At 55.5% G+C, this 15,397-nt stretch carries 11 protein-coding genes and 2 tRNA genes; 7 read left to right on the top strand and 6 right to left on the bottom strand.

Going from position 1 to position 15,397, the window contains the following annotated elements:
* Window positions 1-4: 4 nt before the first annotated feature.
* Window positions 5-1,990, bottom strand: a complete 1,986-nt coding sequence (locus tag GP473_RS02995; protein ID WP_185769327.1) for a TPM domain-containing protein — start codon at window positions 1,988-1,990, stop codon at window positions 5-7.
* A 144-nt stretch (window positions 1,991-2,134) separates the two neighbouring features.
* On the opposite strand from GP473_RS02995, the gene GP473_RS03000 reads away from it, so the two are divergent.
* Window positions 2,135-2,725 carry a YdcF family protein gene (locus tag GP473_RS03000; RefSeq protein WP_343061488.1) on the top strand — a complete coding sequence of 197 codons (591 nt, stop codon included), beginning with the start codon at window positions 2,135-2,137 and terminating at the stop codon, window positions 2,723-2,725.
* A 2-nt stretch (window positions 2,726-2,727) separates the two neighbouring features.
* Entirely contained in the window at window positions 2,728-4,008 is a 1,281-nt protein-coding gene (locus GP473_RS03005; protein WP_186277123.1) for a deoxyguanosinetriphosphate triphosphohydrolase, read from the top strand.
* Between the two features lie 60 nt (window positions 4,009-4,068).
* On the opposite strand, the gene GP473_RS03010 is transcribed toward GP473_RS03005, so the two are convergent.
* Window positions 4,069-4,566, bottom strand: coding sequence for a ribonuclease domain-containing protein (locus GP473_RS03010; RefSeq protein ID WP_185769330.1), 498 nt, complete (start codon window positions 4,564-4,566; stop codon window positions 4,069-4,071).
* Window positions 4,567-4,615: 49 nt separating this feature from the next.
* Window positions 4,616-6,361: a GMC oxidoreductase gene (locus tag GP473_RS03015; protein WP_185769331.1), complete on the bottom strand. Its 1,746-nt coding sequence runs from the start codon at window positions 6,359-6,361 to the stop codon at window positions 4,616-4,618.
* Window positions 6,362-6,532: 171 nt separating this feature from the next.
* Between GP473_RS03015 and dnaG the strand changes: the two genes are divergently transcribed.
* On the top strand, window positions 6,533-8,554 hold the full coding sequence (dnaG, locus tag GP473_RS03020; RefSeq protein ID WP_185769332.1) for a DNA primase: 2,022 nt from the start codon (window positions 6,533-6,535) through the stop codon (window positions 8,552-8,554).
* Window positions 8,555-8,636: 82 nt separating this feature from the next.
* On the opposite strand, the gene GP473_RS09455 is transcribed toward dnaG, so the two are convergent.
* On the bottom strand, window positions 8,637-9,020 hold the full coding sequence (locus tag GP473_RS09455) for a hypothetical protein (protein ID WP_246394886.1): 384 nt from the start codon (window positions 9,018-9,020) through the stop codon (window positions 8,637-8,639).
* 221 nt (window positions 9,021-9,241) lie between these two features.
* Here GP473_RS09455 and GP473_RS03030 point away from each other — a divergent pair, with 221 nt between their 5' ends.
* The 3 genes from GP473_RS03030 (at window position 9,242) to GP473_RS03040 (ending at window position 13,455) form a co-directional block, all read left to right on the top strand.
* The gene (locus GP473_RS03030) at window positions 9,242-10,342 is read left to right on the top strand and encodes an S-(hydroxymethyl)mycothiol dehydrogenase (RefSeq protein WP_185769333.1); all 1,101 of its coding nucleotides are present in this window, start codon (window positions 9,242-9,244) and stop codon (window positions 10,340-10,342) included.
* 11 nt (window positions 10,343-10,353) lie between these two features.
* Window positions 10,354-11,007, top strand: a complete 654-nt coding sequence (locus GP473_RS03035) for an MBL fold metallo-hydrolase (protein ID WP_185769334.1) — start codon at window positions 10,354-10,356, stop codon at window positions 11,005-11,007.
* Window positions 11,008-11,190: 183 nt separating this feature from the next.
* Window positions 11,191-13,455 (top strand): heavy metal translocating P-type ATPase, encoded by a 2,265-nt coding sequence (locus tag GP473_RS03040; protein WP_185769335.1) that lies wholly within the window; start codon window positions 11,191-11,193, stop codon window positions 13,453-13,455.
* Between the two features lie 382 nt (window positions 13,456-13,837).
* Here GP473_RS03040 and GP473_RS03045 read toward each other — a convergent pair whose 3' ends face one another.
* Both GP473_RS03045 and GP473_RS03055 read right to left on the bottom strand, forming a co-directional pair.
* On the bottom strand, window positions 13,838-14,008 hold the full coding sequence (locus GP473_RS03045; RefSeq protein ID WP_313770388.1) for a hypothetical protein: 171 nt from the start codon (window positions 14,006-14,008) through the stop codon (window positions 13,838-13,840).
* 710 nt (window positions 14,009-14,718) lie between these two features.
* A tRNA-Asn gene (locus GP473_RS03055) sits at window positions 14,719-14,791 on the bottom strand.
* Between the two features lie 313 nt (window positions 14,792-15,104).
* Here GP473_RS03055 and GP473_RS03060 point away from each other — a divergent pair.
* Window positions 15,105-15,181: transfer RNA gene (locus GP473_RS03060), tRNA-Ile, on the top strand.
* Window positions 15,182-15,397 lie beyond the last annotated feature (216 nt).

The raw sequence follows: 15,397 nt of genomic DNA on the forward strand, positions 1-15,397 counted from the left end.
AGCGTTAGAAACTGGCTGAGTCGCTGCCGCCCCCAAAGCCATCGCCGCCGCCGAAGCTATCGCCGAAACCTCCGCCAAAGCCCCCGCCGAAACCGCCGTTGCCAGAAAGCAAGCTACCGAGCACCATGCCGGTAATGAGGTCGCCACCGCCACCGCCTCTGTAGGTGTGACGGCGGTTGAAATCGTCAATATCACGGCGAGCCTGTTCCGAGGCCTGCTGAGCTAAGCGAAGAGACTTCTGGGCAGAGAGGAAAGCCTCTTTGGGGTTTGTTGAGCGTTGGTGACGGGCGAGATCTAACGTATCGCGCGCAGCCTGCGCAGTGGTACGCGTATCCACACTGATAATACGCCCGCGGTTAAAAATTACGTCTTCTACACTTCGCAGGTGGCGTTCAGCATCCTGGACAGTGAGATCCACCATGCCGATAGTGCGCCGGTAATCATTGTCCGCACCTCGTGCCTCGTCTAATTCGATATCCAGCTGCCCATCAGCCTCTAAGAGTTCTGAGTAGCATCCCAGTGGATCGCGGGAGCCATTCTCTTGCGCGGCTCGCATAGCTTCTTGCGCCCGAGTAATCGCTGTGCCCAGAGCTGCACGGTCGATGTCTGCCCCTGACTGAGACAATGCCTGCGCCTCGTCAAGTTCCTCAGATACCTCCTGTATAAGTGCACCAAGGTTGGACTGTGCGGTGGTTAACTGCTCTTCGGCGCGCTCGACAGCGGTCAATTGCCGATCAGCCTGTTGGCAGGCTATTCGCGCGGCGCCAATTGCATCAACTAATCCACCCTGCTTGCCCGCTGGCTGCTTCAGTAGTTCGCGAGCCCTATCTAACTCCTCCTCAGCATGGCTGATTTCCTTTTCTGCCACGCAAGGGTTGTCCTCGATGGAATGCAGCAACTCGGGCTTGTGGCGTGTCTTTAATTGTTCCACGATGCTGGAAGCCTGTGTTACACGAACACCCAACGCAACCGTCTGCTGACGTAATTCATTGACCAACTGAGGGGCATCAATCAATTCTTGGCGTAAACGTGCAAATTGATCAGACTGCTGATCCAGACATTTGTCAGCTGTGCCGCAGCTGGAAATGATGTCGATCAACAATGCCCGCTCTTCCTCATCACTGGATACGAGCCCCGCACGAATACGCTGATGCAGAGCAAATGCTTGATTCAAGGTGCTGCGAGAGTGTTCAAGTGCGCGGGATAGTGGGCGGGTGCGCTCTTCACCGAACTCGGAAATAGCTACGCGAAGTTCCTCGTTCCCTTTATGGATGGATACATCAGTGCTGTGCAGTTCTTCGTCGGCTAACTGGCGAAGGATTGGTGTGGGTTGCGTGGCCAGGTCTGTCGTATTCCCCGGAGTGATGGAACGAGCGGCCTCTATCTGTTGTTGCTGCTTCTTCTTCGTGTTTTTGCGCGACCACACAACGGCGCCTGCTCCTCCACCGACGACCGCCACGCCAGCAGCTCCGAGCCATGCTAGAGATTCGGAACTCGTGGTGTTCGCGACCACATCACCTGCAGCATGTGCCCCGCCGGCCCAGTCGGATGTAGAAAAATGCTTCTGCGCAGCTTCTTTTACCTTTGCTGCAGTGTCCTTGTGCACCGCCGCGCCCCAGTTGGTCCCCAGCTGTCTTTTGTTGACGTCTACAACCATAACCATCGTGTTATTGGTGTTGTCTTGCGAACGCAGTTGACTCGCATACTCTTGAGCGCTCGTTGGCAGTGAATCAACGAACACTATGTACAGCTTCACGTTGGACTCGGTGATGCCTTTCTTCAGTAGCTCCTCCGTGTCTTTCTTCTCTGCTGTGCTCAGCACACCAGCCTGGTCGGTGATCTGGCTATTCAGACGAACTGCCGTCGTTGCAGACTGGGCTTGGGCGGGTGCAGAGGTGGCGTCGAGAAGAAGAAAAGAGGAGGGCAAGGCAAAAAGACCGGCAATTGCGACCGATCCAGCCGTGCGAGTTATGAAATTCACGGGCTTCATGCAGCCCACCTTAACCGATTTTGGGGTCTTCACCGCGTATCCTTTTCTGTCATGCAGTTTTTCCGGAAAGTTGGTCACGGCCTCGGGATAACGTTCAGTTTTATCCTGCGCTCTATCCTGTACTTCATCGTGGGAAGCGTGGTCGTGTCCTTGCTGCTCGTGGGTGCCACGGCTGTTCACGTATGGGCCTATGCACGAGGTGATCATCATCCTCCGTCGGATACCATTTTTGTTCTGGGAGCAGCACAATATGACGGTCGGCCGTCCGCGTGGTTCGCCGCCCGGCTGGATCACGCGGCGCAGCTCTATCGCAATGGGGTGGCTCCGACTATCGTCACTGTTGGTGGTGGGCAGCCGGGCGACCGCTTTACCGAAGCGGAATCTGGCAAGAACTACCTAATGGAGCATTTCGGCATCCCAGACTCAGATATCGTCCAAATTGGCGAGGGAGTGGATACACTCACGTCTGCTGAGGCTTTCAAACGGGTAGCGGATCAACACGGCTGGTCGAGTTCCGTCGTGGTGACCGATCCAGCCCATTCTCTGCGTGCAACCACCATGGTTAAGGATGTGGGAATCGACGCCGCCGGATCTCCGACGCGCCAAGGACCCAGCGTGCAAGGACGTGATGCTCAGTTAAACAGCATCAGGCATGAGACCGGTGGCCTGATCTATTACAAGGTAGTGGAGCGCGAACGGGATAACTTTCGGGACTTCATACAAGGAGTGCTCTAGGAATGGTCGAGCGTTATGCATATTCCGCGCAGGAAGTTGAACGCAGGTTTCCCCTCACAGCCAAACGCTTAGGGCTGGACGGAGCGGTGCCGGATGGTCGTGACGCGTTTGACCGTGACCGCGCGCGCGTGCTGCACAGTGCTGCGTTACGGCGTTTGGCTGATAAAACTCAGGTCGTTGGTCCGGGAAGCGGTGATACCCCACGCACACGTCTGACCCATTCACTGGAAGTTGCGCAGATAGCACGAGGTATAGGCAAAACTCTGGGAGCAGATCCGGATCTCACTGAATTGGCGGGCCTGAGCCATGACATCGGTCACCCACCTTATGGGCACAACGGTGAACGTGCGTTAAATGATGCTGCACAAGCATACGGCGGATTTGAGGGGAATGCTCAAACCCTACGCATATTGACCCGTCTCGAGCCAAAAACGTTAGGGGAGGACGGACGTTCTTATGGGCTCAATCTCACCCGGGCGTCCATCGACGCCGCGTGCAAATACCCGTGGGGGCCGGTCGATGAACAGGGCAATAACCGCCGCAAGTATTCGGCATATGAGGATGACCTCGAGATCCTAAAGTGGGCGCGTATTGGAGCCCCGGCGGGGAAGAAATGCCTCGAGGCGCAGATCATGGATTGGTCGGATGACGTGGCGTATTCCGTACACGATGTGGAAGATGGCATACTTTCCGGGCGGATCACGCTGGATGTGCTGTGGGATCTCGTGGAACTGGCGGCTCTTGCAGAAAAAGGTGCCCACGCTTTCGGCGGAGAACCCGAGGAGCTACTCGACGCTGCGGATCGTCTGCGCCGCATGACCTTGGTGGCGCGGGCGGCGGATTTCGGAGGCACTTTGGACGACCTTGTTGCCTTAAAAGCTATGACCTCCGAGCTAGTGAGTCGTTTTGTGACGGCTTGTGTGACCGCGACCAGGAAGAAATTCGGGCTCAGGCTGGGGCGCTATGCGGCGGACTTGGTAATTCCTGCCCAGGTACAGGCCGAAGTGACGCTACTGAAGTCCGTTGCTGTGCTCTATGTGATGGATGAGCAGAATCATCTGTCTGAGCAAGAAAGACAGCGTGACCGGATCTTTCGCGTGACTGAGTACCTGTGGCAGGGAGGGGAGGGCGCATTGGATCCGCTCTTTCGTGCATGGTTTACGGAGGCAGAGGATGACTCTGCACGGATGCGCGTGGTGATTGATCAGGTGGCGTCGTTGACAGAAAGTAGGCTCGAACGGCTTGACCGTGTGGCCTCGGGTGTGTCAGCAGCCTGGGCCTAGGAGCTTCGCTTTATTAACAGCTGGGTCCCCTCACCAGTAGCTAGCTCTACTCGGTGGTGGTTAATTCTCCTCGGCGTCGGGGATAGAACAAAAGGTGTGAAAGTGATCACCGGAGTAGTACCACACCTCCGGGTCAGTTTTTGTTCCCCCACCCACGACGATACGGCGTGCTCCACGGTGATTGAGGCCGGGAGTGGTCACGGTGTATTCGCGGTAATACTGAGAATTCTTCTTGGGAAGTAGTCCTTCGTAATTACCGAAGTGTTTGCCGTCATGGTAGCCATCGTCGGGTGCGGCTCCGGCGAGAATGTCGAGGATTTGATGCTGAGCCTCGACTGGAAGGGTGGCGTAGGGGCACTCGTTGCCGCGGGAATAGCCACTCCCGCCTGTTTTATTCTCCACTGAGCTGCTGTTCTTGGTCTCATTAGAGACTAAGCCACTTGAGCCCTGAGAAGTGCCCCGATCCTCGTCTTGTGATGTCTGGAATCCAAACCACCCCGTGGCAGCCACGGCGGCGACAACAACCGGGACGTACTTCTTCAACGCGTGAGATTTCATGAGCTGCATTTAAGCATGCCCGGGTGTTCTCAGCGAAAAAGTGGAGTCTTTACACCGGGCGAATAGGCAAACGCAGAGCACCCGGTGCATCGGCAGGAACCACGGGGTGTTTTGGCTCCACGGGATTGAGGCGAACATAACCCTCCGACTGGGCTGGTCGAGGATCTTCCTCACCTTTGTTCGGCCATAACGACGCAGCGCGTTCGGCGTTAGCTGTAATGGATAGGGAAGGGTTGACACCGGGGTTAGCGGAGATAGCCGCACCATCAGTGACATATAAGGATGGGTAGCCCCATACGCGGTGGTATCCATCGACGACGCCGCGCTCCGGGGACGAACCGATGGGGCAGCCACCCAAGAAGTGAGCTGTCAGCGGGATGTTGAAAACCTCCGACCAGACGCCACCGGCAAAACCGTTGTCCATGTTCTTAGCCACGCGGCGTGTGGCAGCGTTGCCTTCAGGAATCCAGTTAGGGTTCGGTTCACCCGTGCCCTGCTTGGAACGCATAATGCTAAACGGTCCGACTTTACGCAGGAAAGTAGTCAACGAGTTATCGCGAGACTGCATGACCAAGTTAATGACCGTTCGCTGCGACCACTTATTGAGATTCAATAGGCGTGGGATATCTCGGTACTCGATAACGGCACGCTTAAGGAATTCCAAGAAGCGCGGCTGCAGCTTATCGCCATCGGTCATCAAAGTTTGCAGCAGACCCATTGCGTTGGATCCCTTACCGTAGCGCACGGGCTCAATATGAGTGTCGGGGGCAGGATAGTAGGAAGAGGTGATGGCTACGCCTTCGGAGTAGTCGTGTTCCGGGCTGTAGGTTCGGCGCTGTGCGCCTAGGAGCGCTTCAGAATTGGTGCGCGTCATGTGACCAAGCGTGTCGGGCAGGTCGGGGAGGTTACCGTTGCTCTTCTGGTTGTGCAGCAAGCTTTGCGTTCCCCACGTGCCGGCAGCGACGATTACGCTATCCGCGGTGAAGGTCTTCTTCACAGCTCCCCCCTTGAAGCCCTTGATGCGCTTGACGAGAGAGCTCGGTAGAGATTCGGTAGAACGAGTTTCTACGGTCCAGCTGTTGCCATCGAAGGTGAGATCGGTGACGGTGGTGCGGTCATGAACAGTCGCTCCGCCGCGTTCTGCGAGGTACAGGTAGTTTTTCAGTAGGGTGTTTTTAGCTCCATGACGGCAGCCGGTCATGCATTCACCGCACTCGTGGCAAGCGGTGCGGTCTGGACCTACGCCGCCGAAGTAGGGATCAGCAACTGTCTCGCGTGGCTTGCCTTCTAACCCGACTTTTTCGCCGAAGAATACGCCTACGGGCGCCATGCGGAAGGTGTGTCCTACACCCATTTCCTCCGCAACCTTTTTGGAAATCTTGTCAGAGGTTGTCATGGTGGGGTTATCCACCACACCGAGCATGCGCTGAGCTTGTTCGTAGTACGGGGTGAGTTCGTCTTCCCAGTCAGTGATGTCCGCCCACTGCTTGCCCTGGAAATATTCAGAGCCCGGCTTGTACAGAGTGTTGGCGTAATTCAGGGAACCTCCGCCCACACCGGCACCCGCAAGGATCATTACGTTGTTGAGTAGGTGGATGCGTTGGATGCCGAAGCAGCCGATTTTCGGTGCCCACAGGAAGTCTTTGAGATGCCACGAGTTCTTGGCGAAGTCCTTGTCTTCGAAGCGCCGTCCCGCTTCGAGGACTCCTACCTTGTAACCTTTTTCGGTCAGGCGTAGGGCGGAGACTGATCCGCCGAAGCCGGAACCGATGATCAATACGTCATAGTGCGTCATGTCATCGAGGTTAGAGCAAGTCTTTCCTGTTGGTGGGCGTTTTCCAGAATCCATTATAGGAATAGATAAGTGAGTCGGTAGTCACCTTTTCAGTTAGAACGCGGGTTTTTGGACAGCACACCGTTGAGCGACGCTTCAGACCTATGGCTGCCCTGCGCTAGGGTTGTGATCATGGCTAAGGGACGTATCCCCGAAAGGGACATTGCGGCGATCCGCGAACAAACTCCGATCGAAGAAATAGTGGGGGAATATGTCCAGCTCAAACCAGGCGGGGTGGATTCTCTGAAAGGGTTATCTCCATTTAAAGATGAGAAGACGCCATCCTTCCACGTGCGCCCTAACAAGGGTTATTTCCATTGTTTCTCCACTGGCGAAGGTGGGGATGTTTTTAGCTTCCTCATGAAAATGGAGCACGTCACCTTCCCTGAGGCGGTAGAGCAGTGTGCCGAGCGTATCGGATACCGCATCAACTACGAAGGGGGTGGGCCAGGTAAACGAGAGGAGCCTGGCACTCGTCAGAGACTCGTGGCTGCAAACAAAGCGGCATGGGACTTCTACCGTGAACAATTCACCAGCGATGTGCAGGGGGCGGAGGAAGCACGCAATTTTCTCCTCGAGCGCGGCTTCACCATGGACGACGCCGCACAATTCGGTTGTGGTTATGCACCCGGCGGATGGGATACCCTGACGAAACATCTGCAACGCCAGGGTTTTAATTTCAAAGAGCTCGAAGCTGCAGGGCTTGCTCGCATGGGACAGAAGGGGCCTATAGACCGCTTTCATCGCCGCCTACTGTGGCCAATTAAGAACGTGGCCGGCGATGTTATCGGTTTCGGCGCGCGCAAAATTTTTGATGATGACAAGCTCGGCAAATACATAAACACACCAGAGACTTTGCTCTATAAGAAGTCCAAAGTGCTCTTTGGCATCGATCACGCAAAGAAAAACATTGCTGCTTGCCATCAGGCGGTGGTGGTCGAGGGCTACACGGATGTTATGGCTATGCATGCCGCAGGTGTGAACACCGCAGTGGCCGCATGCGGTACAGCCTTTGGAGCGGAGCACTTGCAGATGCTGCGCCGGTTCATGTTGGACGATAAGTTCTTCAGAGGTGAGATTATTTACACCTTCGATGGCGATGAAGCAGGGCAGAAGGCAGCCTTGCGGGCTTTCGAAGGAGATCAGAAATTTGCTGGCCACAGTTATGTGACGGTCGCGCCGGGAGGTCAGGATCCGTGCGATGTGCGCATGGAGCGAGGTGATCAGGCGGTGCGTGACCTCGTGGCTTCGCGTATCCCTATGTTTGAGTTCGTCATCCGAACAATCGTGGCGGAGTATGACACCGCAAGTATCGATGGGCGGGTTCATGCTATGCGTCGCATTGTTCCTGTTTTGGCCAGCATTCGGGATGAGGCTATGCGCGACGAATACTCTCGACAGGCTTCGGGTTGGATTGCGTGGGCTGACCCGGATGATCTTCTAGAGCAGGTTCGGCGTGAGGCTCGCAATGCTCATCGCCAACGTCCAAAGCTTGAGCTCAAGCAGGGTGCGGCACGCCGTGAACGTGAAGAACAAGAAGAACATAGTGGGAGAGGGCAAGCACCTGCCCCAGGTGGGTCAGGGGTGGCGTCGGACTATGTCCAAGGCAGCAGCCCGCAACAGCGACCTCGATTGCATGCAGTTGAAGGAATGGATCGCCCGGATCCCAGCGATGAATACTTGCAAGGTCCGCGAGAAGTGTTGAAACTCGCGCTGCAGGAACCACAGCTGGCTAGCGCCATTTTCGATCTCATGCCACCGGTGAGTTTTGAGCATCCCACGTATGTCGCAATTGCGCAGGCGATTGCCGATGCAGGTGGGGCGGCTAAGAGTTCTGGCGGTGCGGAATGGATCGATAAGGTGGCGTCGCGTATCCCGGATCCCATGGGGCGGGCGGTGGTATCTGAGCTGGCTGTTGATGACATTCACTGTGAAACATCGCGGTTGCCGTACTACGCGGACGCAATTATGGCGCGCATGCAAGAGCGTTGGGTAGGTAATGAGATTGCCGATATGAAATCCCGAATGCAACGCATGCGCCCAGACTTGGAACAGGAAGAATATCGAGGTTTATTTGCAGATCTCATGGCGCTAGAGAAATACCGCCGGTCGTTGCAGGAACGCGCGGCAGCATATGGGGATTTTACCCGCTAGAGCATAACCCTAGCGGGTCTGAGCTGCGTATTGTTCTCGCGTGGCGCAGCGTAGATTGGTTGCAGATTTGGTGTAGAGGTTCTTATTTCTTGAACGGAAGCTTGTTTTTCAGTGAGGTTTTCTTCGCTGTTATACGCCGTTCTTTAGCGATCTTTTTGGGATCTTTCAGGTTGCGGCTGAAGTCTTCCGGAATGCGATCGTTGGGGTGTTCATTGTCTGATTCGACGATGCTCACACCCTCACCGAGAGATTCACGGGTTGTTGCATTGAGATCGCGGATTTCGTGCATGCGGGGTTCTGGATCGAGGCGGTTGGCGATGGCCTTCCGTCCCGCATGTACTGCTTTACGGGTGATTTCAGAGTTCACTGCGGTCAGGTAGCCGCGACGAATCTGTTCGTAACGACGGCGACCCGCCTTGGTGCCCAGAACGTATCCGGCTGCTGCGCCTACGACGAGCTCAAACATTGCCGTTTTCTTCCTTCCCTATGCTCTCAGCCAACTTTGCCCAGCATACGCGATCCTTAGTGACATGCCCACTGGCTTTACTGGTAATGGTTGTCGTTAAAACCTGGGCTGACCTGCGAAGAGAATACGTGTAGACAGGAAGGAGAACAACTGCGCACTGCAGTCAATGGTTGCGCCACGATGGCGGACGGACATGAACCGCTCAAGGAGGATTACGCGAGATGAAGCAAACCGTGCAGGGAGTTATCGCCCGAGCGAAAGCTAAGCCAGTAGAATTGACCAGCATCGTTATCCCGGATCCGGGTCCGAATGACGTAATCGTGAAGGTCCAGGCTTGTGGGGTGTGCCATACCGATATGGCCTATCGTGATGGGGGTATCTCCGATAACTACCCTTTCCTGCTGGGTCATGAGGCTGCTGGAATAGTGGAATGCATCGGAGACGACGTCACCCACGTGAAAGTCGGTGATTATGTGGTGCTCAACTGGCGGGCCGTATGTGGAGAATGTCGCGCCTGTAAGAAAGGTAAGCCGAAGTATTGTTTTGCGACACACAACGCGTCGAAGAAGATGACACTCGAGGATGGCACGGAGCTAGAGGCTGCTCTCGGAATCGGCGCATTTATCGAAAAGACCCTTGTGCATGAGGGGCAGTGCACCAAAATTGACGATAAAGCTGATCCTGCCGCGGCAGGTCTGCTCGGATGCGGCGTGATGGCTGGTCTGGGCGCTGCGGTGAATACCGGCGAGATCACGCGTGGCGAATCAATCGCTGTCATAGGCGTAGGAGGCGTGGGAATGGCAGCAATCGCTGGAGCTCGCTTGGCTGGTGCCACGACCATCATCGCGATCGACGTCTCTGACGTAAAACTTCAGCGAGCAAAGGATGAATTCGGCGCAACCCACATCATTAATTCTGCGAACTTGTCTGACGGTGAGCTCGTGGAAAAGGTACACGCTCTCACGGATGGCTTTGGTGTAGACGTGGCCATCGATGCTGTCGGTCGGCCGGAGACTTATAAGCAAGCCTTCTACATCCGTGATCTTGCCGGACGCGTGGTTCTGGTTGGGGTACCAACACCTGAGATGACGTTGGAGCTCCCATTTCTCGATGTTTTTGGCCGCGGCGGAGCACTGAAATCCTCGTGGTACGGGGACTGCCTCCCAGAACGCGATTTTCCCCTGTATGTTGATCTGTTCAACCAGGGTCATCTTCCGTTGGACAAGTTCGTGGATGCTCGCACCACGGTGGACAAAGTGGAGGAGGCTTTCGAACAGATGGAAAAGGGTGAGGTTCTTCGCTCAGTAGTGGAATTTCAGTAGGTGTGACACGCATGGAACAGATGAAAAATTATTCCGAAAGCGGGCTGCGCATTGACCGTGTGGTGACCAGCGGCGTCTTTGCTCTTGACGGCGGGGAATGGGAAGTAGATAACAACATCTGGGTTATCGGCAATGACTCCGAATGCATGATCATTGATGCCGCTCATGATGCACGGCCGATTATCGACGCCGTTGGTGACAGAGAAGTACTGGGTGTCTTGTGTTCACATGCGCATAATGACCACATCACTGTGGCACCAGAGCTGGCAGAGAGACTAGACACGCGCGTCTTCCTCCATCCCGGGGACAAGATGCTGTGGCATGAGACGCATCCAGACTTTGACCCTTTTCAGCTCAAAGATGGCGAGATTGTCCACGTGGCAGGTACTGATCTGAAGGTGTTGAACACTCCAGGGCATTCTCCGGGGTCGTGTTCCTTCTATCTTCCAGAGGCGAAGGTGTTGTTCAGCGGAGATACTTTATTTGCGGGCGGGCCGGGAGCCACCGGGCGTTCATTTAGTGATTTTGACACCATCATTGCCTCTATCGAGGGCACTTTACTGAGTCTTCCAGGGGACACGGAAGTGTACACCGGGCATGGGGATGCTACGTCGATTGGTGCTGAAGCTCCCCATCTTCAAGAGTGGAAGGATCGCGGTTACTGATACCCCGGGCAGTGATCTTGTGCTCGAGCGGCACGGTTTTCGTATGAGCTCGTTGAATGCGGGCTTTAATCGCGCAATCTCTTCGAGGGCAGGAGAGTCAGTGATCCAAAGGAGCGAAGCCGGTGATCTGAGTGGGGAGAGCCGGTTTACCGGGGGAGTAAAGACGGTGATACTCTCGTACTCATGACCTCCATCGACCTCGATATCGTAGGAATGACGTGCGCGTCGTGCGCCCAACGCATTGAGCGCAAGCTCAATAAAATCTCTGGCGTGGAGGCATCGGTCAACTATGCCACGGAAAAGGCACACATCGAGTCATCTGTAGGTGCGGATCCGACCTCGTACATTGATCTCATTGATGGGATGGGCTATCAGGCATTTATTCCAACCCGTGGGGCAGAGACGGCGTCGTCCTCACAGTCGGTGAGCCATAAGGGGGACAGTGAGGCGGAGGAGCTTACTGATGTTGAGCTAGCCGCTAAGCGGGAGTTAGAGAGTCTGCGGCATCGTCTGGTCGTCTCAGTCAGCCTGGCCACACCAGTCATTCTCATGGCGATGATTCCGCCACTTCAGTTCACATATTGGCAGTGGGTATCGTTGGTGCTGGCTACTCCAGTGATCTTGTGGGCAGGATGGCCATTCCACAAGGCGACGTTAGCCAATCTCAGACACGGTGCCGCGACGATGGACACACTCATCACGGTAGGAACATTGGCGGCGTATCTATGGTCGCTGGCGGCTTTGCTCTGTGGTCACGCGGGTATGCCGGGCATGCGCCATACTTGGTCAATACTCCATTCACATACCGAACCTCTTGGAGATATCTACTTCGAGGTTGCCGCGGGCGTGGTGACATTTGTGCTGGCTGGCAGGTATTTCGAGCACCGCTCAAAAAAACGAGCTGGAGATGCTGTGCGTGAACTGACCCGGCTTGGATCAAAATATGCATCGGTGCTGCAAGGGAACCCGGCAACGGAAGTACTCATACCGGTTGATCAGCTACAGGTGGGTCAGCGCTTCGTTGTACGTCCAGGTGAGAAGATAGCGACCGATGGAGTGGTCCTTGAAGGCACATCCGTGGTTGATGAGTCGATGTTGACTGGCGAATCCGTACCGGTGGACGTATCGCCGGGATCTGCGGTGACGGGAGCGACGGTCAATGCTTCTGGCCGTGTGATCGTTGAAGCAACTCGTGTGGGAAGTGACACCACGCTGGCGCAGATGGCTCAGCTGGTGGAGCAGGCGCAATCAGGTAAAGCACAGGTGCAGCGGCTTGCTGATCGAATCTCGGGGATTTTTGTGCCGGTGGTCATAGGGCTCGCCGTGCTTACTCTCGTGGCCTGGTTGCTGTTGTCCGGTGACGTCTCCGGAGCGTTGAGTTCTGCAGTCGCCGTATTGATTATCGCCTGTCCGTGCGCTCTTGGTTTAGCGACGCCCACAGCACTCCTCGTTGGCACCGGACGCGGGGCGCAGCTAGGCATTCTCATCCGAGGTCCCGAAGTGCTCGAGAGCGCTCGTGGGGTGGATACCGTTGTGTTGGATAAAACGGGAACTGTCACTAGCGGTGAGATGTCTGTTGTTCGAGTGACACCGAACCAGGGCTGGAGCGACGATGAAGTGCTCGCTGTGGCTGGCGCTGTCGAGAAGAATTCTGAGCACCCGGTGGGAAGAGCCATTGCGGACAGGGCTGCGCAGTACCTCGGCACACTGGCATTTAGTGTGGAGGACTTTGAGAACCTTCCGGGCCGGGGAGTACAGGCTCGCGTGGATGAGCGCGCAGTTCAGGTCGGTCGTGGGTTTGCCTCTACGGAAGCGTTGGAATCCCTGGCCGCTTCCGTGGGGGACGAGCGGCAGTCCGTCGGTACGGAGGTACCTGTGGTTGTAGACGGCGTCTTGGCTGGGGTGATTGCCGTCTCGGATACTGTTCGGCCAACGAGTGCGCAGTCTATAGAGAAGCTGCACGATATGGGGCTCAGAGTGGTGCTGTTAACCGGTGATAGCGACCAGGTCGCTCAATCGGTGGGGGACGAGATCGGTGTAGATGAGGTGATAGCGGAAGTACTGCCGGAAGATAAGGTCTCTACCGTGGCCCGTCTGCAAAACGATGGCCACGTTGTCGCGATGATCGGTGACGGCGTTAATGATGCTGCTGCTTTGGCTCAGGCGGATCTGGGCATGGCCATGGGGCGGGGAACTGATGCAGCGATTGAAGCGTCAGATATCACCTTGATTCGCGATGACCTAACCGCTGCGGTTGATGCTTTGGCGTTGGCCCGGCGAACACTGGCGACGATCAAGGGGAACCTTTTCTGGGCCTTTGCATATAACGTAGCTGCGTTACCCCTGGCTGCGTTAGGACTGCTGAACCCGATGCTTGCGGGAGCTGCAATGGCACTGTCTAGCGTGTTTGTCGTGAGCAATAGCTTGCGTCTTAGGAGCTTCGCTTAATACACGAACAGTGGCGGTGTTCTGCCTGGTGAAGCGCTGCTAGTGGTCTGTTCACCTCATGTATCGGAGTGGCGTTCAACGCGGAGTTTTCCCATCACCGGCACTGAAGGTCTAGTTACGGAGGCGGGTGTAATTATTGTCCGACGTTCCTGCGCCTTAGGAGTACTCACCACAACCTCAGTGCCTATCCGTTATAGCGTTACGCCTCATCGAGATGTGCAGCCGTTAAAGATTCACATTCCGGAGGTTTAAGACTTTAGCTTTACACCACGGTCGCGGTTTTGAGCGCCGATTTATCTAGCTGCCTCAGCTCGGATTCTCCCGCGGTGGCGTCATGCCTGATGGGGTGTTGACCGTGGGGGGGTGTATTGAGGTGTGCGGTTTAGGGGTGGTTGGGGATGGGGGAGCCGGGGCGTTGTGCGTGCCAGGCTTTGACTTCCTCGGCGTCCCAGAGTCGTGTTTTTCCGAGGATGGTGGCGACGTAGTTGGGGTGCGTTTGTTGGCTGAGTAGTTGCGCCACGTGGGTGGTGTTACGCCGATGTATGCGGCGCATTGTTCGCCGTACCAGAGCTCGCGGCCGGTGTCTTTGTCGATGATGATGGGGTTCATGGGATGGTTCCTAGTGTTTTGCGTAAATTCCTGCTACGCCGTCAAGGACGATGGTCCATTTCACGTCCCTTATACTGTTGCGTTGCTATTTATGATAGCGACGTAGCGTTATTAGTTAAGTCAAGATACGGTGAAATTATCCCTAATTTACCCCCCAAAAACACTCTGTGACTAGGCGATCCATGCACCCATCTCTCCTTCCTGAATACCACGAAGACGAGGAGAAATATTGAGGTGTGCCCGGGGCAGGTGTGGAGTGCCCCTGAGAGCACAGGTGACGCCGTGGCGGTTGCTTATTCGGGGTAGTTTCGAGGCATGTCAACCCGGAACGTATCAGGGTGGCGGGTGTTCGTGATACCGCGAATATGGGAGGCATTGCGTAGGTCGTGGATAGAGAACAGGCTTCCCCCGCCTTCACTGAGCTTACGTGCCTCATTGTCCGACTGGCGCATAGTAATTGCGCTCACTTCAGTGTTAGCGAACCACGGATAGAAGCGCCCTTCGTGAGTTACCTTATCGTCTGCCCGTTGACGACATTTTGACTACAATAGCGATGAAAAACGGCCCACATAGGCGAAAGTTTGCTACCTTCTGCCTACGTGAAAACCCCGTTTGACCTGGCATCTATCCTGGTCAGACGGGGTATATGACGTGCTCCCCCAACTGGGCTCGAACCAGTGACCTTTCGATTAACAGTCGAATGCTCTGCCAACTGAGCTATAGGGGATTATTGATGACTTTACATATGCGCCACATAGGTGCGTTTCGTATCTACCTAGCGCACGTGATCCGTGCAACGAGATCATACTTTATATGCGTGGTGTTCAACTATGCAAATCGCCAGCTAAGAAGGGATATTGAGGTACGGTTGCGGCATGCTTTTATTAGCTGGTGTGATTCACAATTGTGCCGGTACGCTGCGGAGGGACCCAGGTGTTATTTCATCCAGTCCCGATGTTGAGCTTTGGGGGAGAGCATATATACTCATGTGCGGACAGAACCCTTGTACGCAGTTCGCCTGTGTAGCGAGGTAATGCCCTGGGGCTATAGCTCAGTCGGTTAGAGCCACGGACTCATAATCCGTTGGTCGCGGGTTCGAGCCCCGCTGGCCCCACCAGCAACAGCTCAATTGAGTAGTAGATCAGGTCACGTGTTCCTCACTGGATCTCGTGGCCTTTTCTGTATGAGGCATGAATTCTTGGGTGCCTGACCAACAGGGAGAGTGCGATTGTCATCATCTAGTCCTGCGGTAACTATTCCAGTGGCGGTGGTGGTTAGTGAGGGGGCAGAACAGTGGAAGCCCCCTGGTGGTTCTTTATTCCCTCGGGGAAGT

Origin of the sequence: Corynebacterium anserum (assembly GCF_014262665.1) — a bacterium.
Classification (GTDB): Bacteria; Actinomycetota; Actinomycetes; order Mycobacteriales; family Mycobacteriaceae; genus Corynebacterium; species Corynebacterium anserum.

Bases quoted from the DNA above. Each gene is read 5' to 3' on its own strand.
- GP473_RS02995 (WP_185769327.1), bottom strand. From the start codon at position 1,990: ATGAAGCCCGTGAATTTCATAACTCGCACGGCTGGATCGGTCGCAATT.
- GP473_RS03005 (WP_186277123.1), top strand. From the start codon at position 2,728: ATGGTCGAGCGTTATGCATATTCCGCGCAGGAAGTTGAACGCAGGTTT.
- GP473_RS03010 (WP_185769330.1), bottom strand. From the start codon at position 4,566: ATGAAATCTCACGCGTTGAAGAAGTACGTCCCGGTTGTTGTCGCCGCC.
- GP473_RS03015 (WP_185769331.1), bottom strand. From the start codon at position 6,361: ATGACGCACTATGACGTATTGATCATCGGTTCCGGCTTCGGCGGATCA.
- dnaG (WP_185769332.1), top strand. From the start codon at position 6,533: ATGGCTAAGGGACGTATCCCCGAAAGGGACATTGCGGCGATCCGCGAA.
- GP473_RS09455 (WP_246394886.1), bottom strand. From the start codon at position 9,020: ATGTTTGAGCTCGTCGTAGGCGCAGCAGCCGGATACGTTCTGGGCACC.
- GP473_RS03030 (WP_185769333.1), top strand. From the start codon at position 9,242: ATGAAGCAAACCGTGCAGGGAGTTATCGCCCGAGCGAAAGCTAAGCCA.
- GP473_RS03035 (WP_185769334.1), top strand. From the start codon at position 10,354: ATGGAACAGATGAAAAATTATTCCGAAAGCGGGCTGCGCATTGACCGT.
- GP473_RS03040 (WP_185769335.1), top strand. From the start codon at position 11,191: ATGACCTCCATCGACCTCGATATCGTAGGAATGACGTGCGCGTCGTGC.
- GP473_RS03045 (WP_313770388.1), bottom strand. From the start codon at position 14,008: ATGCGCCGCATACATCGGCGTAACACCACCCACGTGGCGCAACTACTC.